The 24,630-nt window shown below is 68.2% G+C and carries 14 protein-coding genes and 1 pseudogene; 10 read left to right on the top strand and 5 right to left on the bottom strand.

Annotated features, from left to right (window positions below; translation table 11 throughout):
• Positions 1–404: 404 nt before the first annotated feature.
• The gene (locus tag ACT3T5_RS15890) at positions 405–1,256 is read left to right on the top strand and encodes a PHP domain-containing protein (protein ID WP_444578885.1); all 852 of its coding nucleotides are present in this window, start codon (positions 405–407) and stop codon (positions 1,254–1,256) included.
• A gap of 107 nt (positions 1,257–1,363) precedes the next feature.
• Positions 1,364–2,458: a hypothetical protein gene (locus ACT3T5_RS15885; protein ID WP_444594863.1), complete on the top strand. Its 1,095-nt coding sequence runs from the start codon at positions 1,364–1,366 to the stop codon at positions 2,456–2,458.
• A 55-nt stretch (positions 2,459–2,513) separates the two neighbouring features.
• On the opposite strand, the gene ACT3T5_RS15880 is transcribed toward ACT3T5_RS15885, so the two are convergent.
• Positions 2,514–3,818 carry an MATE family efflux transporter gene (locus ACT3T5_RS15880; RefSeq protein ID WP_444578896.1) on the bottom strand — a complete coding sequence of 435 codons (1,305 nt, stop codon included), beginning with the start codon at positions 3,816–3,818 and terminating at the stop codon, positions 2,514–2,516.
• A gap of 335 nt (positions 3,819–4,153) precedes the next feature.
• Here ACT3T5_RS15880 and ACT3T5_RS15875 point away from each other — a divergent pair, with 335 nt between their 5' ends.
• Complete coding sequence (locus tag ACT3T5_RS15875; protein ID WP_444594862.1) at positions 4,154–7,591, top strand: efflux RND transporter permease subunit; 3,438 nt, start codon at positions 4,154–4,156, stop codon at positions 7,589–7,591.
• A 212-nt stretch (positions 7,592–7,803) separates the two neighbouring features.
• Positions 7,804–8,778: a glycosyltransferase family 2 protein gene (locus ACT3T5_RS15870; protein ID WP_444594861.1), complete on the top strand. Its 975-nt coding sequence runs from the start codon at positions 7,804–7,806 to the stop codon at positions 8,776–8,778.
• Positions 8,779–8,839: 61 nt separating this feature from the next.
• On the opposite strand, the gene ACT3T5_RS15865 is transcribed toward ACT3T5_RS15870, so the two are convergent.
• Together ACT3T5_RS15865 and ACT3T5_RS15860 are read right to left on the bottom strand one after the other, a co-directional pair.
• A complete protein-coding gene (locus tag ACT3T5_RS15865; RefSeq protein ID WP_444578889.1) occupies positions 8,840–10,171 on the bottom strand; it encodes a phenylacetate--CoA ligase family protein in 1,332 nt (443 codons plus the stop codon).
• 75 nt (positions 10,172–10,246) lie between these two features.
• Positions 10,247–12,133 carry a glycosyltransferase family 2 protein gene (locus ACT3T5_RS15860; protein ID WP_444594860.1) on the bottom strand — a complete coding sequence of 629 codons (1,887 nt, stop codon included), beginning with the start codon at positions 12,131–12,133 and terminating at the stop codon, positions 10,247–10,249.
• Positions 12,134–12,336: 203 nt separating this feature from the next.
• Between ACT3T5_RS15860 and ACT3T5_RS15855 the strand changes: the two genes are divergently transcribed.
• From ACT3T5_RS15855 to ACT3T5_RS15830, 6 genes are all read left to right on the top strand, one after another.
• Positions 12,337–13,059, top strand: a complete 723-nt coding sequence (locus ACT3T5_RS15855) for a CDP-alcohol phosphatidyltransferase family protein (RefSeq protein ID WP_444594859.1) — start codon at positions 12,337–12,339, stop codon at positions 13,057–13,059.
• Positions 13,020–13,694: an arsenate reductase/protein-tyrosine-phosphatase family protein gene (locus tag ACT3T5_RS15850; RefSeq protein WP_444578892.1), complete on the top strand. Its 675-nt coding sequence runs from the start codon at positions 13,020–13,022 to the stop codon at positions 13,692–13,694. The genes ACT3T5_RS15855 and ACT3T5_RS15850 overlap by 40 nt, the downstream gene beginning before the upstream one ends.
• Positions 13,695–13,969: 275 nt before the next feature.
• Positions 13,970–14,593: a hypothetical protein gene (locus tag ACT3T5_RS15845; RefSeq protein WP_444578893.1), complete on the top strand. Its 624-nt coding sequence runs from the start codon at positions 13,970–13,972 to the stop codon at positions 14,591–14,593.
• Between the two features lie 47 nt (positions 14,594–14,640).
• On the top strand, positions 14,641–20,529 hold the full coding sequence (locus ACT3T5_RS15840; protein ID WP_444594858.1) for a PKD domain-containing protein: 5,889 nt from the start codon (positions 14,641–14,643) through the stop codon (positions 20,527–20,529).
• A gap of 11 nt (positions 20,530–20,540) precedes the next feature.
• Complete coding sequence (locus ACT3T5_RS15835) at positions 20,541–21,830, top strand: hypothetical protein (protein ID WP_444594857.1); 1,290 nt, start codon at positions 20,541–20,543, stop codon at positions 21,828–21,830.
• 42 nt (positions 21,831–21,872) lie between these two features.
• A complete protein-coding gene (locus tag ACT3T5_RS15830; RefSeq protein ID WP_444579716.1) occupies positions 21,873–23,228 on the top strand; it encodes a polysaccharide biosynthesis tyrosine autokinase in 1,356 nt (451 codons plus the stop codon).
• Here the strand turns inward: ACT3T5_RS15830 and ACT3T5_RS15825 are convergent.
• Together ACT3T5_RS15825 and ACT3T5_RS15820 are read right to left on the bottom strand one after the other, a co-directional pair.
• Positions 23,213–24,232: an acyltransferase family protein gene (locus tag ACT3T5_RS15825; protein WP_444579714.1), complete on the bottom strand. Its 1,020-nt coding sequence runs from the start codon at positions 24,230–24,232 to the stop codon at positions 23,213–23,215. The genes ACT3T5_RS15830 and ACT3T5_RS15825 overlap by 16 nt on opposite strands.
• Before the next feature lie 66 nt (positions 24,233–24,298).
• A pseudogene (locus ACT3T5_RS15820) lies at positions 24,299–24,630 on the bottom strand (lipopolysaccharide biosynthesis protein); the annotation flags it as partial.

Below are 24,630 nucleotides of genomic sequence, written 5' to 3'. Positions count from 1 at the left end.
TCCGGCGCCTGACCACACCCCCTCCGGCGCCCGACCACGCCGCCTCCGACGCCTACCGACAGCGCCAGTGTGCCCAGCGGTGTCAGCAGCGTCAGCAGGGTCAGCAGCGTTAGCGGAGTCAGCGGATCCATCAGGGTCAGCGGATTCAGCGGATTCAGCGGGGTCAGCGGGGCAAAGTTGGGGTTATCGATGGCCGATTCCCCCAACTTTGCCCCGCTGGCCCCACCGTGCCCCGCTGGCCTCGCTGTGCTCCTCCGGTTTCCTGTGCTCCGTTGGCTTCGCCGTGCTCCTCCGGCTTCCTGTGCTCCGCTGGCCTCGCCTCTCCCTGATCCTGCCGCTTGTCCTACGTGGCATACGGCGGGACTCGAACCCGGCCCGGCTGCGCGTCGTGGCAGGCTGTTCCCATGACCCTCCCCGCAGACAGCCACGTGCACAGCGAGTTCTCCTGGGACACCGGCGGCCCCGATTCCGCCGCTCGGGGCACGATGGAGGCGACCTGTGCCCGTGCGGTGCGGATCGGCCTGCCGGCGCTGTTCTTCACCGAGCACCTCGACCTCGAGGACGCCTGGTTCAGCGATCCAGAGGACTTCGGTGATCATGAGTCGCACCTGCTGGGGGATGACGGGATCGTCGCCATCCCGCGCTTCGACGTCGACGGCTACTTCGAGAGCATCGAGAGGTGTCGCGCGGCGTTCCCGGAGCTGCGCATCGGCACCGGCCTGGAGTTCGGCCAGCCCCACCTGCGCACCGAGGCCGCCCGCCGCCAGCTCGACCTCAGCCGCTTCGACCGGATCATCGGCTCCCTGCATACCCTCGAGTTCGAGGCCGGTCGCGCCGAGCCCAACACCCTGTTCCGCCGCCTGCCGGCCGATGAGGTGATCCGCCGCTACCTCGCGGAGGTCCCCGCGCTGGTGGCCGGCGACGAACCCTTCGAGGTCGTCACCCACCTCGACTACGCCCTGCGGTACTGGCCCGAGGAGCAGGAGGGGCCGGTCGACCCCAGGGCCTTCGAGGAGGAGTTCCGTGCCGCGATGCGCGCGATCGCCCAGAGCGGCCGCGCCCTGGAGATGAACACGCGCCGGCTGTGGCCGTGGATGGCGCAGTGGTGGAGCGAGGAGGGCGGCCGATCGATCAGCTTCGGCAGCGACTCCCACGCCCCGCACTCCCTCGCACACGGGTTCCCCGAGGCCATGGCCCTGGTCGAGAGCTTCGGGTTCCGCGCCGGGGCCGATTCTCGCGAACTCTGGAGGCGCTGACCGAGGCTGAGCGGCGATGACCGAGGCCGAGCGGCGATGACCGAGGCTGAGCGGCGCTGTACTCTGCGGTCAGCCTCGCACTGTGCGAGGCACGGGGGTGGGATGCGATGAGAGTCGGCCGAGTCGACGAGGTCGGTGACGTCCGGGTATCGGCGGAGTCCGGCCGGAGGCGCCGCCCGCTGATCATGGTCGCCGTCGCGGGGGCGCTGGTCCTCGCACTGCTCATCACCTTTCTCGTCGTGCGGCATCATCGGGCCTCCCCGGATCGGCTCGTCGAGCAGTATCTGAGTGCTCTCGAGGACGGCGACGCGGCAACGCTGCGCACGCTCGTGGGGCCTGCCCGGGGCGGGGACACGACGCTCCTGCTCGACGCCGAGGAGGCGGCGCCGGTGGACGGCACCGTCGGCGACGTGGAGATCGTCGAGCGGTCAGAGAGCGGAGACGGGTACGACTACGAGGTGGAGGCCGTGCAGGACGGCGGGACCCTCACCGGGACGCTCTCGGTCCAGCCGGTCGCGCACTCGGAACGCGGCGAAGCGCGCTGGAGCCTGACAGAGGCGACGCTGGGCAGGCTCTCCGTGGCCGTGCCCGAGGAGGCCGAGAGCGTCCGCCTCAACGGCGTCGAGTTCGCCGCGGAGGACCTGTCGAGCGGAGACTCTCTCATCAGACTCTCCGCGCTCCCGGGCACGTACACGATCGAGGCGGTGTCGCCCGGTGACTACCTTCAGACGGTGCCGGAGACGGTGACACTCCCCCCGACGCTCGGAGACCACTCGGCCGCCGACGTGCAGGGGGACCCGCGGCTCGAGTTCTCCCCGGAGGCCCAGCTCGCGGTGCAGAAGGAGATGGACGCCCTCGTCGCGAAATGCGGTGACGTCGATGACGAGGGGCTTTCGCAGTGCGACATGCGCCTGCCGGATCCTGACGCCGAGTTCGGCAGCGGCCGCTGGGAGTTCCACGAACAGCCGGTCGCGGAGCTGACTTACAGCGGGCACCTCGGCGGTATCGCCGCGGCGGAGGGCTACGAGGAGGGCGGTGGGCCCACCGCCACGGTCACCTATCGCACCGACTCAGGAGATGAGAATCCCGGCGAGGAGCAGACGATGGACGTCGAGTACGTGGTCGCCGGCGATGTGCGCATCGACGAAAACGGAGAGCTGGCCACGCAGCTCTTCATGGAGGCGCGACCCGCCGGATCCTGAGGCACTGTTCTGCCTTCTGCCTTCTGCCTTCTGCCTTCTGCCTTCTGCCCTGCCTCTACCGCCCCAGCCGCATCCACGCATCCCCGCGCACCCGCAGCCCCAGGGTCACGGCGCGGGCGATCAGGAAGATCAGCGTGCAGGCCACCCACAGCGCGGCCAGGGCCCACGGCCCCTGCCAGCCCGAGTAGTACACAAGCGCCGCGAACGGCAGGGTGACCAGTGCGTTGATCACGCCGACCTTCGCCAGGTACGGGGCGTCGCCGGCGCCCATCAGCACCCCGTCCAGCACGAACACATAGCCGGCCACGGGCTGGGCGACCATGAGCACCCACAGGGCCGCACGCAGGTTCTCCTGCACCGCGACGTCGGGGGTGAACAGCCCCGGGATGACGTAGCTGGCGGCGAGCAGCAGGGCGCCGGTGAGGACCCCGCCGCCCACGCCCCACACCATCAGCCGACGGGTCACCGCGCGCACGGAGACGGGGTCGTCCGCCCCGAGGAACCTCCCGGTGAGAGCCTGGCCGGCGATCGCGAGGGCGTCCAGGGCGAGGGCGAGCAGGTTGAAGACCGTCAGGGCGATCTGGTGAGCGCCCAGCTGCACGTCACCGAGCTTCGTCGCGACGAGGGTCCCGGCCAGCAGCACCACCCGCAGGGAGATGGTGCGCACGAACATCGGCACCGACTCGCGCCCCGCGGAGGCCACCTGCCCCAGGTGAGGGCGCAACGGCACCTCGCTGCGGCGGGCCGCCCGGGCCACCAGGATCAGCAGCACGATGGCCATGCCCCACTGGGCGATGACCGTGCCGATCGCGCTGCCGGCGATCCCGAGGTCGAGCCCGAAGATCAGCAGCCAGTTCAACGGGATGTTCACGACGGCGCCGGAGACCGCGACCACGAGCGGCACCCGGGCGTTCTGCAGCCCGCGCAGCAGTCCGGTCGCCGATTGCACCACAAGCATCGCCGGCACCCCGAGGGCGCTGAGCCGCAGGTAGGTGGTGGCCTCGGCGAGCACCTCGGGGGAGGGGCCGAACAGGGCGAGGATCCACTCGCCCCCGAGCAGCAGCACCAGCACGGCGCCCGCCCCGATCATCAGCGCCAGCCAGCAGGCGTCGACGCCGCGGGCGATCGCCTCGCGGCGTCGGCCGGCCCCGAAGGCCCGCGCGACCGAGGCGGTGGTGGAGTAGGCGAGGAACACCGACAGCCCGATCACCGTGGTGAGGATCGCCGACGCCAGCCCGAGCCCGGCCAGGGACATGGTGCTGACCCGGGCGATGAAGGCGGAGTCCGCCAGGAGGAACAGCGGCTCGGCGATCAGTGCGCCGAGGCTGGGGACGGCGAGGCGGAGGATGTCGCGGTCCACGATGCGGCGCGCGGCCCGGGGGGAGGCGGGGGTGCTGGGGGTCGGAGCGGGGACGGGATCGGGCACGGCCCCATTGTCCGTCACCCCGAATGCCGCTCTCCCGTGTCCCGCGCCACATCGCCCGCGTGCTCCGTGCCACGTCGGCCGACGGTTCTCTGCCGCGTCGCACCTGGCTGTCGGGCACCTCCCAGGCGGTGGAGCCAATCTCCTACGGAGGTCGTATATCTCGATACAGGTCCGTATGGAACAGTTCGTGACAGGGTCCGACGACGAGCCCTCGGACGCGGGATATCGCCGTGTCGACCACCCCGCCGCAGCATCTCCCGAGGAGCAGGATGAACCGCCTGGCCCGACTCAGCCTGAACAACAGGTCCTTCATCGCACTGGTGTGCATCGCCGTGTCGATCATCGGCGCCTTCGCGATGACCACGATGCGCCAGGAGCTCATCCCCTCGGTCTCGCTGCCGCAGATCCAGGTCGTCACCAGCGCCCCCGGCTCCTCGTCGGAGCAGGTGCAGGAACGCATCACCCGGCCCGTCGAGCAGTCCCTCAGCGGGCTCGAGAACGTCGAGAGCACCTCCTCGTCCTCCCAGGCCGGCGTCTCCATGGTCACGGTGGAGCTCACCTACGGCACCGACACCGCGCGCGCCTCCAACCAGGTCGACGCCGCACTGACCGGTATCGAGGACCAGCTCCCCGACGACGCAGACCCGCAGGTCATCGCCGGCGGCACGAGCGATCTGCCGGCCGTCGTGCTCTCGATCTCCTCCGACCTGGACCCCTCCGAGCTGGGCGCCCGCCTGGACTCCGCCGTGAAGCCCGAGCTCGAGCGCGTCGACGGCGTCTCCTCGGTGGCCGTCATCGGCGCCCCCGAGGAGATCGTGCGGATCACCCCGGACGCCGACGCTCTGAAGGAGCACGGCCTCACCGAGGACGACATCTCCACCGCGCTGGACGCCAACGGGCTGTCGCTGCCCGGTGGGTCCGTCACCGACGGCGACCGCACCATGGACGTGGTGCTCGGCCAGTCGATCGACAGCATCGAGAGCCTCGAGGGCATCATGCTGATGCCGGCCGACGGCGCCTCCGGCGGAGAGGCCGACCAGGCACAGGGCCAGCCCGGCCAGGAGGCCCCGCAGGCCCCGCAGCCCGTCGCCCTCTCCGAGGTCGCCACGGTCGAGGAGACCACCCAGGACCCCACCTCGATCTCCCGCACCGACGGCCGCGAGTCCCTCGTGGTCATGGTGACCGCCACCGCCGACGGCAACGTCGTGGACATCTCCGACGGTGTCGAGGGCGTCCTGGCGGACACCCTGCCCAGCGTGGGCGGAAACGCCGACAGCGCGATCGTCTTCGACCAGGCGCCCTTCATCCAGGACTCGATCCTCGCGCTCGCCGAGGAGGGCCTGCTGGGCCTGGTCTTCGCCGTCGGCGTGATCCTGCTGTTCCTGCGCCGCGTGCGGCCCACGATCGTCACCGCGATCTCGATCCCGACCTCGCTGCTGATCGCCTTCATCGGCATGCTGGTCACCGGCTACACGCTGAACATGCTCACCCTCGCGGCGCTCACGATCTCGATCGGCCGCGTGGTCGACGACTCGATCGTGGTCATCGAGAACATCATGCGCCACCTCGCCTACGGCAAGACGAGGATGCGCGCCATCCTCGACGCCGTGGGCGAGGTCGCCGGCGCGATCACCGCGTCGACCCTGGCCACCGTGGTCGTGTTCCTGCCGATCGCGATCGTCTCCGGCATGGCGGGAGAGCTGTTCCGCCCCTTCGCCCTCACCGTCGGCATCGCGATGCTCAGCTCGCTGCTGGTCGCGCTCACGATCGTCCCGGTGCTCGCGTACTGGTTCCTGCGCGCCCCCAAGAGCCAGGGGGTCGTGGACCCCGATGACGCGGAGCAGGTGGCCCGGATCCGTGAGGAGGCCGAGGCGACGGAGGAGCGCAGCTGGCTGCACCGGATCTACGCGCCGCTGCTGCACCTGGTCACCGATTCGCTGCCGCGCCGCCTGATCACCGTGGGCGCCGCGATCCTCGTCCTGGTGGGCACCGCCTTCCTGTACCCGCTGGTGAACGTCAACTTCCTCGGCGACACCGGGCAGAACATCGCCTCGCTCACCCAGTCGCTGCCGGCCGGCACCAGCCTCCAGCAGTCCGCCGACAAGGCGGAGGAGAGCGAGAAGGCCCTCATGGATCTCGACGGTGTCGAGACCGTGCAGACCACCATCGGCGGCAGCCAGTTCGGCATGGGCGCCGGTGGAGCACCGAACGAGGTCAGCTTCTCGATCACCACCGACCCCGACGCCGACCAGACCGCCCTCCAGGACGACATGGTCGCGGCGCTCGAGGCGATCCCGGACGCCGGCACCATCGAGGCGGCCGACGTCGCCTCGCCGACGGGGTCCAACTCGATCGACATCCTCATCACCGGCCCCACCGCCGAGGACCGCAAGGCCGCGAACGACGCGATCCTCGCGGAGCTCGACCCGGTGCCGGACGGCGCCACCGAGGTCACCAGCGACCTGGAGGCCGATCAGCCCACCGCGGTCGTCACTGTCGACCGCGAGAAGGCGGCGAAGCTCGGGCTCACCGAGGAGGCCGTGATCGGCATGGTCGCCGGGCAGATGTACCCCGGCGCGATCGGCACGGTCACCCTGGGGGACTCCGAGCTCGACATCTACGTCGAGAAGGGCGAGGGCATCGACACCTTCGACCAGCTCAAGGGCATCGAGCTCGCCGGCGGCATCCCGCTGAGCGACGTCGCCTCCATCGACGAGGTGGACTCGCGCCCCTCGATCGCCACCCAGGACGGCCTGGAGACGGTCACCGTCTCCATCGCGCCGGACGGTGACGACGTGAAGCCCGCGACCGACGCCGCGAACGCCGCGATCGAGGACGCGGACCTGCCCGAGGGCGTCGAGGCGACCGTGGGCGGCACCGCCGCGGACATCGACGAGACCTTCGGCCAGCTCGGCATCGCCATGCTCGCCGCGATCCTGCTCGTGTACGTGCTGCTGGTGTGGATCTTCAAGTCCCTCATCCAGCCGCTGATCCTGCTGGTGTCGATCCCGTTCGCGGCGACCGGCGCGCTGGGCCTGCTGATCATCACGGGCGTGCCGCTGGGCCTGCCCTCCATGATCGGTCTGCTCATGCTGGTGGGCATCGTGGTCACCAACGCGATCGTGCTGATCGACCTGGTGAACCAGTACCGACGTCACGGGATGGGTCTCGACGAGGCCATCCACGCCGGCGCCGCCAAGCGTCTGCGGCCGATCCTCATGACCGCCGCCGCGACGATCTTCGCGCTGCTGCCGATGGCCCTGGGCATCACCGGCAACGGCGGGTTCATCGCCCAGCCGCTGGCTGTGGTGGTCATCGGTGGCCTGGTCTCCTCGACGCTGCTGACCCTGCTCATCGTGCCGGTGCTCTACCGCATCGCCGAGGGCCCGGGGGAGCGGCGCCGGCTGCGCCACGAGGCCCGTGACGCCGAGCTGCGCGACGCCCGGGAGAAGGCCGCCGCGCAGAAGCGCGAGGCGAACCGCGCCGAGCAGGAGCGCCAGCAGCGCGCGGCGGAGGAGCAGAGCCAGCGCTCGGCGGCACCGGGCGTCACGGCGCGCAACCACTCGCCGTCGGCTTCGTCGCCGTCGTCCGCCTCAGGGTCGACCCGCGGGGCGGGCGAGCAGGCCGGCCACCGGCGAAACCGGGGATCGCTCAAGGAGCGTGGAGGCATCGTCGGCATCATCCGGCGCCGCTTCGGCCGAGGCTGAATCCACCGTCGCCCACCCGAATATCTCGACGACCACGTCCTCTTCCGAGAGGGCGTGGTCGTCCGCATTGGGATGGTGCATGCCTCGAGCAGAGGGCGGCGACGCCGGCACGATTGTCCGAAATGCCGGGGTCGGTCTAAGCTTCGCGGAGTGATGGGCAGGGGCCGCGTCGGGCGTCGACGGGGCATCTCCCTGCGACGGAGGAGGCCTCGGTGCGATCTGTGGAGAGCGTCGTGGTCGGGATGGCCACCTTCCGGCGCCCCGATCTCCTGGCGGCGCTCCTGCCGCGGGTGGTCGAGCAGATCGAGCACGCCGCCACGGTCCTCGATCCGGCGCCCCAGTTCAGGGTCCTCGTGGTGGACAACGACCCCGACGCCAGCGGGAGAAACGCTGCAGCCGCAGTCGGGGATCCACGGATCACCTACGTCGTGGAGCGGCAGCCGGGGATCAGCAGCGCCCGGAACCGGCTCCTCGACGAGGCCGCAGGCAGCGATGTGCTGGTCCTGCTCGACGACGACGAGACCCCGCACGACGGCTGGCTCGTCCACCACCTGAGCACCTATCGCGAGCATGATGCCGATGCCGTCTGCGGTCCGGTGCACGCCGTCTTCGAGGGCGGGGAGGACCCGTGGATCGCCGCGAGCGGGTACTACCTCGGGCAGCGCCGCACCGGCGTGGCGACGGGCACCGTGATCCGGCGCGCCGCGACGAACAACCTCCTGCTGGACATGGCCCGGGTGCAAGCGCTCGGGCTGCGCTTCGACCCCCGCTTCGGCCTGACCGGGGGTGAGGACTCCCTGTTCACCGGGCAGCTGACCGCCGCCGGCGGGAAGATCGTCGTGTGCGCCGAGTCCGTCGTGGACGATCTCGTCCCTGCGGCGAGGAACACCCGCCGCTTCAACCTGTCGCGACGGTACGCGCAGGCCTCATCCCACGTGCGGGTCGACCGCGAGCTGGCGGGTTCGCTGCGCGGCCGCTTCGGAGTCACGGCGCGCTGGGCCGTGATCGGGGCGGGACAGATCCTCAAAGGCCTGATCCTTGCCGGATTCGGTGGCGCCACCCGCGATCTGGGCCGACGGGCGCCCGGCGAGAGCAAGGTGGCCAGCGGGCTGGGCGTCCTCGCGGGATGCCTGGGAATCCGGTCCAGGTCCTACGGACGTCCACGTCGGCGGCCACGCGGACGATAGCTCCTGAGAGATCAGTCCCGCTGCGTACAGCCGACGTCGACCTTCTGAACAGCAGTGACGGTCAGGAGGCAGGTACGTCGCTGAGGATGTACTTCGTTTTACCTCCGGTGTACGGCAGGGAATTGACGTACTCGATCCGCACAGGAACCTCGTGGTGGATGCGGCTCCGCAGGTCCTGGACCGTGGACTCGATGAGCGAGCGAGCATCTGTGCCGTCGCCGGGAACCACGCGGATGGTGATCGAATGGTCCGCCAGCTGGTGGATCTGGAAGAGCCGGACTGCCTCGGGATGCGCTCCGAACATACCCGTGATGCGGTGAGCGAGGACGGCTCCGCTGGGCAGTCGAATCATGTCGATCGTGCGTCCTTGCGGCTGTTCCATGAGCGGGAGGGAGCGGCCGCAGGCGCAGGGTTGTGCTCGCAGGATCCCGCGATCGCCGGTGCGGTATCGGATCAGCGGGAACACGCGGTTGCGAAGATCAGTGATGACCAGATCTCCCAGCTCCCCGGGGGCCGCAGGGTCACCGTTCTCATCCACGACCTCGATGCGCCGTACGTCCGAGAAGATATGCAACCCATCGCGCTGCTCGCACTCTCCTGCCATCCACCCGAACTCCGAGCCGCGGTACTCGTCGAAGACCGGGGCGCCGAGTACGGATTCGAGACGTAAGCGTGCTGAGGTTGTCAGCGGAGCGGCAGTGGTGGCGACCGCAAGAGGTGCGGGCACGGTGAGACCCTTCCGCTCCAGGAAGTCGGCGAACTCGAGCAGAGCGCCCACGTATCCCTCGAGCAGTCGGGGCCGGATGCGGTTCAGTGAACTGTGGAAAGCGGTCATCGACTGGGTGGTGAGCTCGCTGGCGTCGAGATAGACCTGCCGGGTCGGCCACCAGGAGACAGTGTTCTTCACCGTAGCTCGACGACCGAAGTTCCATCGCCCGATCCGTGCGAGATCGTCGTACGGCTGCACCCCCCACCAGGAGTACATGCGCCAGCTCAACGCCAGGGAGGGCACGCGGGCGTCGTGCATCGTGCGGAGCGGTTCGCCGGTGCTGCCTCCGGTGCGCGCATCTCGCACGTTCCGGCCCACGGCGTCGGGGGTCGGGAACTCCGCGGCGCGTTCCTTGACCGTCGCTCGATCGAGGATCGGCAGCTTTGCCCATTCGCCCGGCTCGGCGAGCGTCTCCGGATCCACTCCCAGGGCGCCATAGGTGTTGCGATAGTACGAGGAGGTGCTCATCGCAGTCCGGACAATGCCGAGAGCCAACTGGTCCTGCAGGGTTGCCAATGCAGCGGGGGACATTCTCTCGTTGGCGAGCAGCTCGCTGTGGAAGCGGCCTGCAGCCGATTTCACCGTGGAGGCCTTTGCCGCGAAGGTCGCTGCCTTGAGGGTCATGGAGGGGTCCGTTCTGATGTGGAGTGGACGAGCTGAGGGAGGAGTTGAGGGCTGGGCGGGATGCACGATCTGGCGTCAGGTGCGCGAGTACTCCTCGTACAGATGGCCCTGGGCGCCGGCGACCATTCCTCGTCCCCGGTGGAAGATGCGGGAGCCTTGGGCGTCGTGATGCAGGTTGCGGGACGCGCGGCCGTACCGGTGCCTCGCCTGTCCTGCCGCGATGCGCGCGGCTCCTCCGAGGAGGAATCGGCTCCGCAGGGCGAGGCGGCGGGTCGGGCTCGGCGTGAGACGGAGACTCACCTGCACATGGCCATTGCCGGCGCTGAAGGCGCGCTGAGCCGCCCACTCCCGAGTGAGCCGATGGGAGACGACCGTGTCCTCGACTTCGGACTCGTTGCACCACACGATCGAGCCGCCACGCTGAACGAGCTGTCGAGTGAACATCGTGTCCTCGCCGCCGCTGAGTCCGAGCGACTCATCGAATCGGAGGCCGAGCACTCCGATCTGTTGCACGTCCAGGAGCAGGTTCGCTGTGGAGGCTGTCGGGAGGTGGGTGCCGGTGCGGCGTTGCCGACGATAGAAGGTTCCCGAGGCGATCATCCAAGGGTCGGTGTTGTCGGCGAAGACGGATACGAGTCGTCCGCAGACTGCGGACGCATGATGGTCGCGCCATACCTCCACCAAGGACGAAAGCCACCCGGGTCGGGGGATCTCGTCGTCGTCGAGGAATGCGAGGAGGTCGCTGTTGCGGCACTCGTCCAGCGCCCGGTTCCTGACGGCGGAAATGCCTGGAGTCGTCTCGTGGGCGTATCGGACGTCCAGGGGTGCCGTCTCGGCGCTCTCCCGTGCGGAGCCCGCCGGATCGTTGTCGACCACGAGCACGTCGACGGTGGCGTCCACGGTCTCCGCGATGCGGTCCGGCAGCGCCGCGAGCAGGGCGGCCAACTGCTCCGGGCGCTTGTACGAAGGGATCGCGACCGTGATCCGCACGGGACCGGTGAGGTCTCGGGCGGGTGCTGGGAGAAGGGGCTTCGTGGACGGGACGGTCTCCGGGGGGCGAGGGGTGCGGGCCAGCTGCGCCAGGCCGTCGAGGAATCCACGGACGGCGGCAAGGAGACCGCGTGGTTCGGTGAACGCCTGCTTCCGGCCGCCGCGCATCCAGATCAGGGCGGACTGGCGAGGGGAGGCGAGCACCCACCGGGCCCAGTCCCTCCCTCGCACGTGCCGCCTCCCGAACAGCATCCGATTGCGGATGTTGTACCGGTAGTAGGTCGGCGACTTGGTCCGTGCGCTCCCTGCGTCCTGCGTGCCGCCTTCATCGTGCACGACGAGAAGGTCGGGGCGTATCTCTAGCTGCATCCCCTGCTCTGCGGCTCGGCGGGAGATGTCGACGTCCTCCCAGTAGAGGAAGAAATCCTCGCTGAACCCGCCCAGCGCCTCGAAGGCCTGGGCGCTGAACGCGAGGCACGCGCCGCTGAGCCAGTTCGCCCACTCGGGGTCCTGATCGCCCTCCGACCAGCCGGACCGCATCTGCCCGGTGCGCCGGTTCACCCGCGCCCCGCGGAAATGGGGGCGTCCGTCTCCGGAGTCCATGAATGGGGAGACCAGCGCGAGCGGATCGTCCGTGACATTACGGCCGAGCTCTCGGAGCACGTCCGCCGAGGCGACCGCATCGGGGTTCAGGGTGATGAGTGCGGTGTGCCCGTGGGCGCGGGCCGCAGCGACTCCACGGTTCACTCCGGCGCCGAATCCATCGTTCGGCGAGGCGACGAACGCCCATCCGCGGTCTCGGCACAGATCCTGGGCCTGGGCCCGAGCGTTGTCGGTCGAGTAGTTGTCGACGACCACGACCAGGGCGTTCTCGTCCGCATCTACATCGGCACCGATGTTCGCCGCGACCAGTGCAGGATCGCCATAGTTGACGATGATCACCGCATACGCGGTGGTGCTCAGCTCAGACATGTTCGCGTCACCTCTCTCGCCGGTAACGATCCCGGCCCGTCCGTCCGAAGGGGAGTCCTCGTCGTGGGGACTCGTTGGCCCTTCGGGCGCTCATGACGAGAACCCATGTCCGTTTCGCCCCAGATGCGTATCATGTCACGATATCCCCCGGATTTCCCGGGCGGTGAGCTGTCGGCGTGAGCGCACGGCAGGGAGGAGCCACCGTGACCATCGCGGCGTACCGCAGTCTCGAGAGCGCCCAGAAGGGTCATGCCCGTGGCGCCCCTGCTTACTCCGTCTATGTCAATCGCAAGCTGGGTCGCGCACTCGCTGCGGTAGGGCATCGACTGGGACTCACGCCCAATCAGGTCTCGGCCATCAGCGCCTTGCACTCGTTCGCAGCGATCGTCCTGATCGCCTTGGCGCCGGTCAGCCCTGTGATGGGAATCGTGGTCGCGCTGCTGCTGGTCCTCGGGTACGCCTGGGACTCGGCAGATGGTCAGGTTGCGCGGCTCCGAGGTGGCGGGAGCCCGCAAGGGGAGTGGCTGGACCACTTCATCGACACCCTGAAGATCTCCTCGCTGCATCTCGCAGTGCTCGTCGGCCTCTACCGCAGCCTGCCCGAGGGGTGGGCATGGGCCCTGGTGATCCCCCTGGCCTTCGCTGTCGTCGCCTCCACGACCTTCGCGGCGATGTTGTTGAACGACCTGCTCAAGGGCAAGCATGCGGTCGCATCCACTCATGAGCGCGGCGGGGGGACCCTGCGTCGCTCGCTCCTCGTGCTCCCTACCGACTTCGGGCTCGTCTGCCTGGTGTTCGTGCTCTGGGGGTGGGCGCCTGCATTCCTGCTGGGGTACGGCGCACTGGCGCTCGTCTCCATCGCCTTCCTGGCGCTCGCGGCCGTGAAATGGTTCCGCGAGATGGGCGAACTCGGGACTGTGCGGTGAACACCTCCGGATCGGAACTGATCCTGCTCGTCTGTTCAGCCAATATCTGTCGATCCCCACTGGCGGAGCTCCTTCTGCGCCACGGACTGGGCGATAGTCCAGGCGTTCGGATCGAAAGTGCAGGAGTCCATGCCCGGACGGGGTCCGCGATGTGTGCTCTCGCCGCCGAGCAGCTGGAGGCCGGCGGTCGGACGGACGGTGCGGCATCCCATCGCTCGCGGCCGCTCACCACGGGCCTGCTGGATGAGGCGACCCTGATCCTGGCGATGGCCAGGGATGTGCGCTCGGACGTCGTCGGCATGGCGCCCCAGGTGCGAGACCGTGTCTACACGATGCGAGAGGCCGCCTACCTCGGGGCGGGTTTCGTGCCTCAGCCCTCCGCTCGGCGCGTCGGGGCCGTGTCCTTGTACGCCATGCATCTTGACGGTGCGCGAACCGCCAGGGGTCCGGTGCCCGCGCGGCGCTCGGGATGGTGGCGGGTGCGCGGTGCTGACGGGCGCGACATCGTCGATGGGCACATTCATGGTCCGCGAGAGCATCGCCGGACTTTGCAAGATGTCGCCGAGGCGTCGGCGGTGATCCTCGGGCAGTTGGGTGTGCGCGCGGTAGGTAGAGGTGTGACAGCCCACCCGTAAGTCCGAAATGCCCGTTGCGCGAAGTATGTCCGAAGATCTACGATGTCGACTGAGCCGCACCTTCGCGGTATGACCGCACTGTGGCGGTCCGTGGATCTGCGGGAGACTGGGGGCTGGGGATGCTCAGCACGTTCTGCCTTCGGCCCTCCGGGGTCCGGCGCCGGCGGGTGGCTGCCGCTCTCGCGACGCCCGCACTCGTGGTCGCCTTGACGCTCGCCGGATGCACCCCGGCCCCACCAGAGGGCGATGAGCCGCCTTCGCAGCCTGAGGGCGGGATGTCTGCGCCCCAGGAGGAGACTCCGGCCGCCGACGAGTCTCCGACGGACTCGCCGACCACCGATGGTGGGACTCCCGGCACGGACTCCCCGACAGAGGCTGGGGACCCATCGGGCCAGGGCGATCCCACGACGGACGACGAGCCCGCAGACCCGACGGATCCCACCTCGAGCACCTGGCAGGCGCCCGAGGATCCGACGGAGGAGGGCCCGACCGCGGCGCCCGAGCTCCCGGAGGTCGACGGTTCTCTCGATGACGCCATCGCGCTCCCGACGGATGTCGTGGTCTCCCTGTCCTCGATCGAGACCACCTCGATCAAGGCCTCCACCCCCGGTGAGTATTCGGGGAGCGCCGTCGTCGTCAGCGTGACGATTGCCAACGGCACGAAGGCTCCACTGCCGGTCAGCTCCGCCGTCGTCTCTCTGATCGCTGACGACGGCGAGATGGGCATCCCCACCTGGGCAGCCCCGCATGATCCCTTGCATGGCGAGGTGCCGGCCGGATCCACGGCAGTGGGCACCTACGTCTTCATGCTCGACCCGGCGGACGAACGATCCGTCACGGTGAGCGTCAACTACTCCGCCGGCGAACCCGTCGCCGTGTTCACAGGTGGCACCCCGTGAGCATCCCTCGCAGCTCCACCTCCAGGACCACCCGACAGGGGACCACGATGAGCACTTCGCCCAGGCGCGACATCATGCGGCGGGGCTTCGGCCTCCTGACCGCGCTGACACTGGTCATCGGAGGGCTCACGGCAGCGTTCGCCCTCACCCCCGACCTCGCAGCAGACGCCGTCGAGCTGCCGTCCCCACCGCCCCTTCTCCAGCGGGACGACAACGTCGTCACCGCGGACCCGATCCCGACCGTCCAGATCGACAATGGCTACGTCTGGGCGCAGGCGACGATCGGCTCGACCGTCTTCGCCGTCGGGGACTTCGACAACGCGCGAGCTCCGCTGGCGGTGCCCGGCACGCAGCTGACCGCCCGCTCGAACGTCCTCGCCTATGACATCAACACCGGGGAGCTGCTGCCGTTCGCGCCCCAGGTCAACGGAGTCATCAAGGCCGTCGCGGCGTCGCCCGACGGCAGCCGGATCTACATCGGCGGCTCGTTCAGCTCGGTCAACGGACAGGTCCGCTACAACATCGCCGCGCTCGACGCCACGACCGGACAGCTGATCACGAGCTTCAAGCCTTCAGTCGGGGGCAGCGGGGTCTATGCCCTCGTCGCCAAGGGTGCGACGGTGTACGCCGGCGGTCTGTTCACACAGGCCAATGGGACGCCGCGGACGAACGCGGCGGCCTTCAGCATCGGCAATGGTGCTCTCATGCCGTGGGCGCCCCAGTCGGATCGGCAGATTGACGCCATGGTCGCTGACCCCGGTGGTCAGAAGATCATCGTCGCCGGGCGCTTTGCCAGCGTGAACGGGAACACGGCGATGCGCGGTGCCGCCGCTGTCAATGAACTGACCGGCGCTGTGGATGCGAACTGGGCGCTCACGCAGACCGTGAAGAACGGGTCCAGCTCAGGTGGAGATGCCGGTAAGGCAGGTATTTTCGCGCTCGCTGCGGACGCCAGCGGCGTCTATGGAACGGGATGGGTGTTCGCTGGCGTGACCACTGGCAATCTGGAGGGTACTTTCGCCGCGGAGGCTGAGACCGGGGCCGTGCGTTGGATCGCGGACTGTCTCGGCGATCACTACGGCGTCTACTCGACCGGGGAGACCGTCTACACCACCAGTCACACGCATGCCTGCTCGACCATGGGGCTGCACCCGGAGCAGAGCACGCGCCAATACCGATATGCCGAGGCGTACACGACCGAAGCGCGGGGACTGCTGGGTCGTAACCCCCATGCAGGGGGCACCTACCAGAACTGGGAGGGCACGCCGGGGCCGTCGGCCTATGCCTGGTACCCGGACTTCCTGGTCGGGACCACCTCCGGGCTGGGGCAGGCTGGCCTGTCCATCACGGGCGTCGGAGACACCATCTCGATCGCCGGTGAGTTCGTCAGCGTCAATAATGCGCAGTTCGAAGGGATCGTCCGGTTCGCGAAGAACCCTCCCGCGGGGGCGAAGAACGGGCCACGGCTCTCCGGCTCCTCCTGGAAGCCGACCGGCAACTCCGTGGTCTCGGACCGGGCGCGGGTCTCCTTCACGGCCAACTGGGATCGCGACGACATGGACCTCACCTACGAGCTGAGGCGATCCGGCACGAGCACTCCGGTCGCCACGCTGAAGGCGCCGTCGACCTGGTGGAACCAGCCGAGCATGACCCTCGAGGACACCACCGCGACCCCGGGTGCGCAGTACACCTACACGGTCGTGGCGCGCGATGGGGATGGCAATGCGGCGACCAGCGCCCCGGTCACGGTGACGGCTGCGGCTGGTGTCGCCTCGGGCTACGTATCGGCTGTGCTCGACGACTCGCCTCAGCTGTACTACCCCCTCGGCGACAGCCGTCAGGACTGGGCCGGCTCGAACCCGCCGGTGTTCGGCGGCGGAGTTGCCGCTGGTCAACCAGGCATCGACAACTCGTCCACTGGTTATTCGACCTTCAGCGGCAACTCCGACGGGCGCGTCGTCTCGAACTCCAAGGCCACGGTGTCGACGGCATTCTCCACCGAGCTTTGGGTACGGACCACCAGCACCCGAGGTGGAAAACTGATCGGATACGGCGATGCGGCCTCCGGCAGCTCTGGCAGCTACGACCGGCATGTCTATATGCGCGACGATGGCCGGATCGTGTTCGGCGTCTACCCCGGGAGGGCGGAGACGGTGCAGAGCTCTGCCTCGTACAACGACGGTCAGTGGCATCACGTGGTCGCCTCCCAGGGCGCAGACGGCATCACGCTCTATGTCGACGGGACGGTGGTCGACGCCAACACCTCGGTGACCTCCGCCCAGGCGTATCAGGGATACTGGCGGATCGGCGGGGACAACCTCAGCGGGTGGCCGAACACGCCGAGCTCGAACTATTTCAACGGCGATCTCGACGAGGTCGCGGTCTACAGCTATGCACTCGACGCCAACCAGGTGAATACCCACTTCGGTGTCGGTAAGGGGTTCGAGGCGCCGACGGCGGACTTCGACGCCACGGCGAGTGAGCTCGGCGTGAGCGTCGATGCTGGTGCGTCCACGGCGGTCTCCGGCGCGACGATCGTCCAGTACACCTGGGACTTCGGGGACGGGACTGCCGCAGGCAGCGGCGAGACAGCCACCCATGACTACACGGCGGCCGGATCGTACGACGTGACCCTCACCGTGCTCGACAGCAACGGGCTGTCGTCGACGACGACCGAACAGATCGATGTGACCGGGCCGAACTCCGTGCCGATCGCCGTTGCTGAGACGACGGCCAACGGCCTGACGGTCACCGCTGATGGATCAGGCTCCACCGATCCCGATGGCGAGATCGCCGGATACGCCTGGGACTGGGGTGATGGCGAGACCTCGACCGGGCAGATCGTCTCCCACGCCTATGCCGAGGCCGGGGACTACACCGTGACCCTCACGGTGACCGACGATCAGGCCGGAACTTCGGAGATCACGAAGCAGGTCAGTGTCGTGCATGCCGATCCGACGGCACAGTTCGACGTCTCGAGCTCCGCACGCACGGTCGCGGTGGACGCCGGCGGCTCCGCCGCGACGGACGGCGCGAGCCTCGCCTACAAGTGGGACTGGGGCGATGGGACGGCGACATCGGACGGGGAGAACGCCACCCACGTCTACGCGGACGACGGGAACTACGAGATCACACTGAGCGTGACCGACAGCCTCGGCTCCACTCACAGCACGACGCAGTCGATCTCGGTGACCGAGGAGGTCTTCGCGGGGTCGGATGCGTTCGAGCGGACGGTGTCCACGGGGTGGGGTGCGGCCGATGTGGGTGGTGCGTGGACCTCGACGGGATGGAACTCTGCGACGGTGTCGGTTGGTGACGGTGCTGGGAAGCTGGCGCTGTCGCCGGGCGCCGGGAGGGATCTGGTGCTGGGTGGGACGTCGTTCTCCGAGAGTGCTTCGGAGATGACCTATTCGGTTGCTGCCGGCCCGTCGACGGGTTCGCTGTATGTGGGTCTGAAGTCGCGGTATGACGATGGGCATGCGTATCGCTCGGCGGTCTGGCACCGGGCTGATGGCACGATGTGGCTGCTGGTTCAGCGTGATGATGCGGTTATTGCGACGCTGCCGTTGACCGGCCAGCAATGGGCTGCGGGCGATACGTTCCATCTGCGCACCGAGGTGGTCGGGGAGTCGTCCCCGACGATCCGGGTGAAGGTGTGGGCTGATGGTCTGGCTGAGCCGAGCGGTTGGCAGCTGGAGACCACAGATTCCAGTGCTTCGGCGTTGACAGGTCCGGGGTCCTCGGCCGTGTATCTGTACCGGTCGGGTTCGGCTACAGGCCAGAATGTGATCAGCGTCGACGACTACCGGCTTCAGGACCGCGGGGAGAACGGCGTTCCCCCGGCGAACAGTGCACCGACAGCGAGCTTCGTCTCCACACCGTCCGGGCTGTCGCTCGCAGTGGACGGCTCGACCTCCTCAGACCCGGACGGGACTATCGAGTCCTTCGAATGGGACTTCGGAGACGGCGCCACGGCTACCGGAGCGACCGCTACGCATGAGTACGCCGGGGCAGGGGCGTACACCGTCACGTTGACGGTGACCGATGACGACGGTGCAACCCATTCGGCAACAAAGTCAGTCACTGTGACCGAGCAGGTTTTCGCGGGATCGGATGCGTTCGAGCGAACGGTTTCCAACGGTTGGGGTGCGGCGGATGTGGGCGGTGCCTGGACATCGACGGGCTGGAATTCTGGGACGGTGTCGGTTGACGACGGGGCCGGGAGGTTGGCGTTGTCGCCAGGTGCCGGGAGGGATCTGGTACTGGGCGGGACGTCGTTGTCCGAGAGCGGTTCGGCGATGACTTATTCGGTTGCTGCCGGACCTTCGACAGGCTCGTTGTATGTGGGGTTGAAGTCCCGGTATGACGATGGGTCTGCGTATCGTTCGGCGGTCTGGCATCGCGCCGACGGGACGATGTGGTTGTTGGTTCAGCGAGACGATGCGGTTCTTGCGACTCTTCCTTTGTCGGGTCAGCAATGGGCTGCCGGGGATGTGTTCCATCTGCGGACCGAGGTGGTCGGGGGCTCGTCTCCGACGATCAGGGTGAAGGTGTGGGCCGAGGGATCTGCTGAGCCGAGCGGATGGCAGCTGGAGACCACGGACACCAGTGCTTTGGCACTGGCGGGGCCGGGTTCTTCGGCCGTGTATCTGTACCGGTCGGGTTCGGCTACAGGCCAGAATGTGATCAGCGTCGACGACTACCGGCTTCAGGATGGTGGCGGGCAAGCACCTGTTGCCCGGAAGGCGGCCATCGCTCCGCCCGCGGAGCTGACTCCCGAGACGGAACCGGTCATCGAGAAGCAGGTCGTTCCCGACGCCGATCAATCTACGACGAAGGATGCCGTACCGGATAAAGACAGCGAGTCGGCACCCGATCGGAGCTCCGACGCAGGGCCGGAACCCAGCCCTGCTGGTGATACGCCAGCCAAGGCCGGGGAAGGTGCGGCATCGGACGACGAGCCTGCCGAGGAACCGGCGACGAAGTCGGAGAATGCCTCGGAGGCCGAACCTGTCCCGGCCGAGGAGAGCAGTTCCGAGGACGGAGCCCAGGAGGGCGAGTCCGAGGAGGCTCAGGACGCAGGAGACTCGCCCGAGGCTGACGACGAAGCGGGCGGCACCGATGCGGAGGGCACCGCTGACGGCGACCAGGACTCGAAGGAGAAGGCCGCCGACGACGAGGACCCGGCAACGAGCGGCGGGGCTGATGCGGACGATGCCGATAACGCGGCTGAGGAGGCTGACGCGACTGACCCGGACGAGGCTTCGGCAACGGCTGACGAGGATCCTACGGAGGATTCGACGATGCCCACCGGGACCCCGGTCGTGCAGGACGATTTCGATCGGAGCTCGGATACAGGATGGGGCGATGCGGAGCAGGGCGGTACGTGGAGCCTCGCCGAGGCACTCGCCCCGTCGGCTGGAGTCGCAGACGGCGCGGCCGCCCTGGATCTCCCAGCCGGAGAATCGGGAGACGCGCTGCTCGACGAAACGTCGTTCTCCCAGAGCACTGTCGACCTGACCTTCCGCGTCGATGCTGCGGAGGGTGCCGTGGACGGCGAGGTCGGTGTGGTCACCCGAGCGACAGAGGACTCGCAGTACTCGGTGCGTGCAGTGATCCTGCCGGACGGCACGATGCAGCTGAACGTCCTGAACGGGGAGAAGGTAGTGACGACGCAGAAGCTGGACGGCATGGCCTTCTCGCCGGATGCGTCGTACACGTTGCGCGTGTCGGTGACGGGATCGTCGCCGACGACGATCTCGGCGAAGCTGTGGGAGGTCGGGGCGGATGAACCCGAGGACTGGCAGCTGACCACCGCGGATGACACCTCCTCCCTGCAAGGGGAGGGTGCCCTCGGCCTCGTGGCGGAGAACGTGGGTGGAGTGGATCAGCTCGGCGTCCGGTTTGAGGAGTTTGTGGTGGTCTCTGGCGACTAGGATCTTCAAGTATGACCACCGTTGCGCCAACTGCGCTGCTCGCCCTGGGCGCACTCGCCTCGGTGGTCGTCGCCGCCTTCCTCCTGCGAGCCATGCCTCGTGCTGCATTCGTCGCGTGGACTTTGGTGCTGTTCTTCGTCCCCATCTGGGTCGGTGCGAACGCCGGGGTGTTCTGGTCGGCCATCACGGCTCTCACCATCCTGCTCCTCGCCGCGCACTGGACACGTGTCCCTCTGCGCCCTGCCGACGGCTGGATGGCGGTCTTCACCGCACTTCTCATCGGGCTCTTCTTGCTGCGGGGGGTCACCTATCCCTCGATGCTCACCGCAGTGCTCGAATGGGTCATCCCCTATGCGTGGGGCCGGATCGCCTGCTCCCGCATCAGCACTATGTGGATCACCCGCACCATCGCGCTGACGGCGACAGTCGCTGCGGGGCTGGCCCTGCTCGAGTTTGCCACCTCGTTCAACCCGTTCGTGCTCATCCCGGGGCCGGACCCGCTGCACTCGGCGTGGGACGACCTGCAGCCGCGGGGCGGGTTCCTGCGCGCCGAAGGGGCGTTCGGGCACTCGATCGCGCTGGGGGCGGCTCTGGCGATGTCCTCGGCCTTCGTGGTCGCGGCACGGTGGCGTCTGATCCCTGCGGTCATGTCCATCGCTCTTATCGTCTCGGCCACGGTCGTGACGTTCAGCCGCGCCGGGCTGATCACTCTCCTGATCACCCTGGTGCTCTCGATCTTTCTGCTCCCAGGGGTCTCCGCCCGACTCCGTGCCACGGTGGCGGCCGTGGGCGCGATCGGCGCCCTGGTGATCTTCCCGTTGGTCGACAGCGTCCTCGGCGCTGCCGGCGAGGAAGCCGCCGGCAGCGCTGGCTATCGGACGGATCTCCTCGTGCTGATCCAGCAGGTGAGGCCCTTCGGCTCGTCCGGGGATTGGACCTCTTTGGTGGCCGGCGACTTCTACCTCGGGTATTTCGCCCGATCCATCGACAACGCCTTGATGCTGATGCTGCTGAGATACGGCGCCGTCCCGACCCTCCTGCTGCTTGCGACCATCGCCTGCGTCGCGCTCCTGGCGGTACGGCGGGCCGGGCGCAGCCCTGCGGCTCTCGCCGTCGTCGGTCAGCTCCCGAGCCTCGTCGTCGTCGCACTCATCACGCAGTACGGCACGTTCCTGTGGTTCTGCGTGGGGCTGGCCATCGGCTGGGGGCCGGTGCGCCGCGCAGCGGATGACGCGGTGGAGTCAAGGTCTCGGACAGAAGTGGGGCACGGCAACAAACGAACTCGAATTCACCATGGCTAGGGGAGTCATGCGTGGGATCATCAGCAATGAAGAGGTGTGCGAATGTACGAACCGAGAGTGAACCTGCGATTCCTGATCGCCGCGGCCCGGAAGTTCTGGTGGCTCGTGGTGCTCACGGCCGTCATCGGCGCCGTAGGGATGTTCGGGTACTCCTCGTCGCAGACCCCGTTGTACAAGGCGACCTCCTCGCTCCATTTCGCTCTGAACCAGGGAATATCGGCGACGGACCTCAACCAGGGCTCCGCGTACACGCAGAGCCAGATGCTCTCCTTCGCCCAGCTGGTGCAGGGGTCCAGCGTCCTGGAGCCGGTGATCGAGGAACTCGAGTTGGAGACGACGCCCCAGGAACTCGGCAAGGAGCTCGAGGTCTCGATCCCGCAGGACACGGTGACGTTGCGGATCACCGCGACGACGCCGGATCCCGAGCAGTCGGCTGAGCTCGCCACCGCGGTCGGCGAGCACCTCATCGAGGAGGTGCAGGGCGTTGCGCCGAAGAATCCGGACGGCACCTCGACGATCACCGCGGTGATCTACGACGACGCGGTTCCGCCGACCTATCAGTCATCGCCGGACAAGAAGAAGGACGCCCTGCTCGGTGGTCTGCTCGGAGGCGTCGTGGGTGCTGCCGCGGCGCTGCTCATCGCTCTGCTCGATACCCGGATCCGCAACGAGGAGACGCTTGCCGAGGCTTCTCGGCATCCGGTGCTCGGTGTCGTCTCGAAGTCGCCGCTGCTCTCGGGGCGCACGATCGCGATGGCCCAGCAGCCGCTCAGCCACACGGCGGAGGAGTTCCTCCGTATCCGCTCTGCACTCACCTACGCGAGCGTGAACGCGAGGGTCAAGGTGCTGCTGGTGACCGCATGCATGCCCGGGGAAGGCAAGTCGACCGTCTCGGTCAACCTGGCTATGGCCCTCGCTGGCAAGCAGGACTCGGTGCTGCTCATCGACGCGGACCTGCGCCGTCCGCGCGCTCACGAGTACGCAGGGATCGACGGTTCCGTCGGCCTCACGAACGTCCTGCTCCAGGAGGTCGACGTCGATATCGCCAAGCATCGGATCCGCGGGACCGGCCTGGACATCCTCCCTGCGGGGAAGATCCCGCCCAATCCCGCGGAGATGCTCACCTCGCAGCGGATGGCGGACCTCATCGCCTCGATGTCGGACGACTACAGCTACATCGTCATCGACACGCCTCCGGTCCTCAGCGTCGCCGATGCCAACCTGCTAGCACCGGTGGTCGACGGGGTCGTGCTCGCCGTCGACGCGTCGAAGACTCGTCGGGCGAACCTGGTGCGCAGCATGAAGACCCTCGAGAGTGGCGGTGCACGGATTCTCGGGACCGTGCTGAACCGCGCCCGCACCGGCAGCCACCGTGAGGAGTACTACTCCGAGACCTGAGGGCGTCGCTCCTCAGCCGCACTGTCCCGACGCGCGGGGCTTTCGGGTCTCGTCGTCACGACGCCGACGGCCGCACTGGCAGCACCGGTGATCCAGTGCGGCGCTCGGAAGAGCCAGGCCACCGGGGGTATCGACTTGTACACGGCGAGCACACCGCCGAGCAGGAGTGCGGCCGCGAGGTTGAGCGAAGCCAGCAGCAGGAAGCTACCCTCGGCGAGCGAGGATCGCGAGAGTATCGCCATGATCGGGAAATGGCTGACGTAGAAGACGATCGAGGACCGGCCGAGGAACTGCAGGCCTCGGGTGAGCGGGCCGTCGATACGAGGCCGGGCAAAGGCCGCGACGAGTGCGAGCGCTCCCGCGATGCTCAGTGGCGCGCCCCATACCGAGTAGTGCAGTGATTCCGTCCAGATGATCGACGCGACACCGAACGTGAGTGCCGGGACGCCGAGAAGGATCGCTGCTCGAGGGCGGGCGAGCCTGTCGACCAGTCCGGGAGAGCTCGCGATCCAGCTGCCGGCGAAGAAGAAGACGGCGAAGTACCCCATGCGCTGTTCCATTGATCCCTGCTCCAAGAGCACTCCGGCCGCGGCGCCGAGGGCTATGGGGACCCAGGGAGGGAGGCGCTTCAGGAGCGGCGCCGCCGCGTAGTAGACGCCGATGAAGAACAGGAACCACAGATACGACGTCGCGTACCAGGCGTGCCAATGCCACCACGGCACCCCGGGCTGCTCGAGGAAGACGATCTTGGCGATGATGACCCAGACCAGGTAGGGCCACAGCACCATGGCGAGCTTGCCCGCGTAATACACCGGAAGGGGCTTCTGCAGAGATCTGGTCAGGAGCATGCCCGACAGCAGCATCAGCGTGGGCATCCGGTACGGGAAGAAGAAGGCGTTCGTCGAGCGGATGACATCTGGCATCGGCGTTCCGAAGAACTCGGGGACCGCGTTCGCATGCCAGACGAGCAGGAGGAGGATCGCCGATCCTCGGACCGTATCCATCCATCCAAGGCGCCGCCCTGTTGCGAGCAGACGGTCCTGCCGCTGCATAGTGACACTTGGCATCGTCTACGCGCTCTTCCGCTTCTTCACGAGGACGCCGACCTCGATGAGGTCCTTTGCATCTCGTCGAATGCTCGGGATCAGGCAGAGCAGACCGATCGTGCCGAGGACGATGGCGCCTGTCAGAAGGATCGACAGGAGCGCAGGCATCGAGGGCAGCGCAGCCATGATGGCGAGTGTCGTACCGGCGGACAGGCCGGCCACAACGATGATGCGCAGCGCCCCGGTGTACAGAGCTCGGGTGGGCACCGTGGTGACACGTGAGAGCCACAGCAGGGAGATCGGCCAGGCGAGCCATGGGGCGAGAGCCAGGCCGGCTGCGACGCCGACAACCCCCC

It is taken from the genome of Brachybacterium sp. AOP3-A1-3, assembly GCF_052378285.1.
GTDB lineage: Bacteria > Actinomycetota > Actinomycetes > Actinomycetales > Dermabacteraceae > Brachybacterium.
This window is presented reverse-complemented; position numbering and strand designations above follow the sequence as displayed.

What these genes read in the sequence shown, in the direction of transcription:
- ACT3T5_RS15890 (WP_444578885.1), top strand. Translation starts at nt 405, where the DNA reads ATGACCCTCCCCGCAGACAGCCACGTGCACAGCGAGTTCTCCTGGGAC.
- ACT3T5_RS15885 (WP_444594863.1), top strand. Translation starts at nt 1,364, where the DNA reads ATGAGAGTCGGCCGAGTCGACGAGGTCGGTGACGTCCGGGTATCGGCG.
- ACT3T5_RS15875 (WP_444594862.1), top strand. Translation starts at nt 4,154, where the DNA reads ATGAACCGCCTGGCCCGACTCAGCCTGAACAACAGGTCCTTCATCGCA.
- ACT3T5_RS15865 (WP_444578889.1), bottom strand. Translation starts at nt 10,171, where the DNA reads ATGACCCTCAAGGCAGCGACCTTCGCGGCAAAGGCCTCCACGGTGAAA.
- ACT3T5_RS15860 (WP_444594860.1), bottom strand. Translation starts at nt 12,133, where the DNA reads ATGTCTGAGCTGAGCACCACCGCGTATGCGGTGATCATCGTCAACTAT.
- ACT3T5_RS15850 (WP_444578892.1), top strand. Translation starts at nt 13,020, where the DNA reads ATGGTTCCGCGAGATGGGCGAACTCGGGACTGTGCGGTGAACACCTCC.
- ACT3T5_RS15845 (WP_444578893.1), top strand. Translation starts at nt 13,970, where the DNA reads ATGTCTGCGCCCCAGGAGGAGACTCCGGCCGCCGACGAGTCTCCGACG.
- ACT3T5_RS15840 (WP_444594858.1), top strand. Translation starts at nt 14,641, where the DNA reads ATGAGCACTTCGCCCAGGCGCGACATCATGCGGCGGGGCTTCGGCCTC.
- ACT3T5_RS15835 (WP_444594857.1), top strand. Translation starts at nt 20,541, where the DNA reads ATGACCACCGTTGCGCCAACTGCGCTGCTCGCCCTGGGCGCACTCGCC.
- ACT3T5_RS15830 (WP_444579716.1), top strand. Translation starts at nt 21,873, where the DNA reads ATGTACGAACCGAGAGTGAACCTGCGATTCCTGATCGCCGCGGCCCGG.
- ACT3T5_RS15825 (WP_444579714.1), bottom strand. Translation starts at nt 24,232, where the DNA reads ATGGATACGGTCCGAGGATCGGCGATCCTCCTCCTGCTCGTCTGGCAT.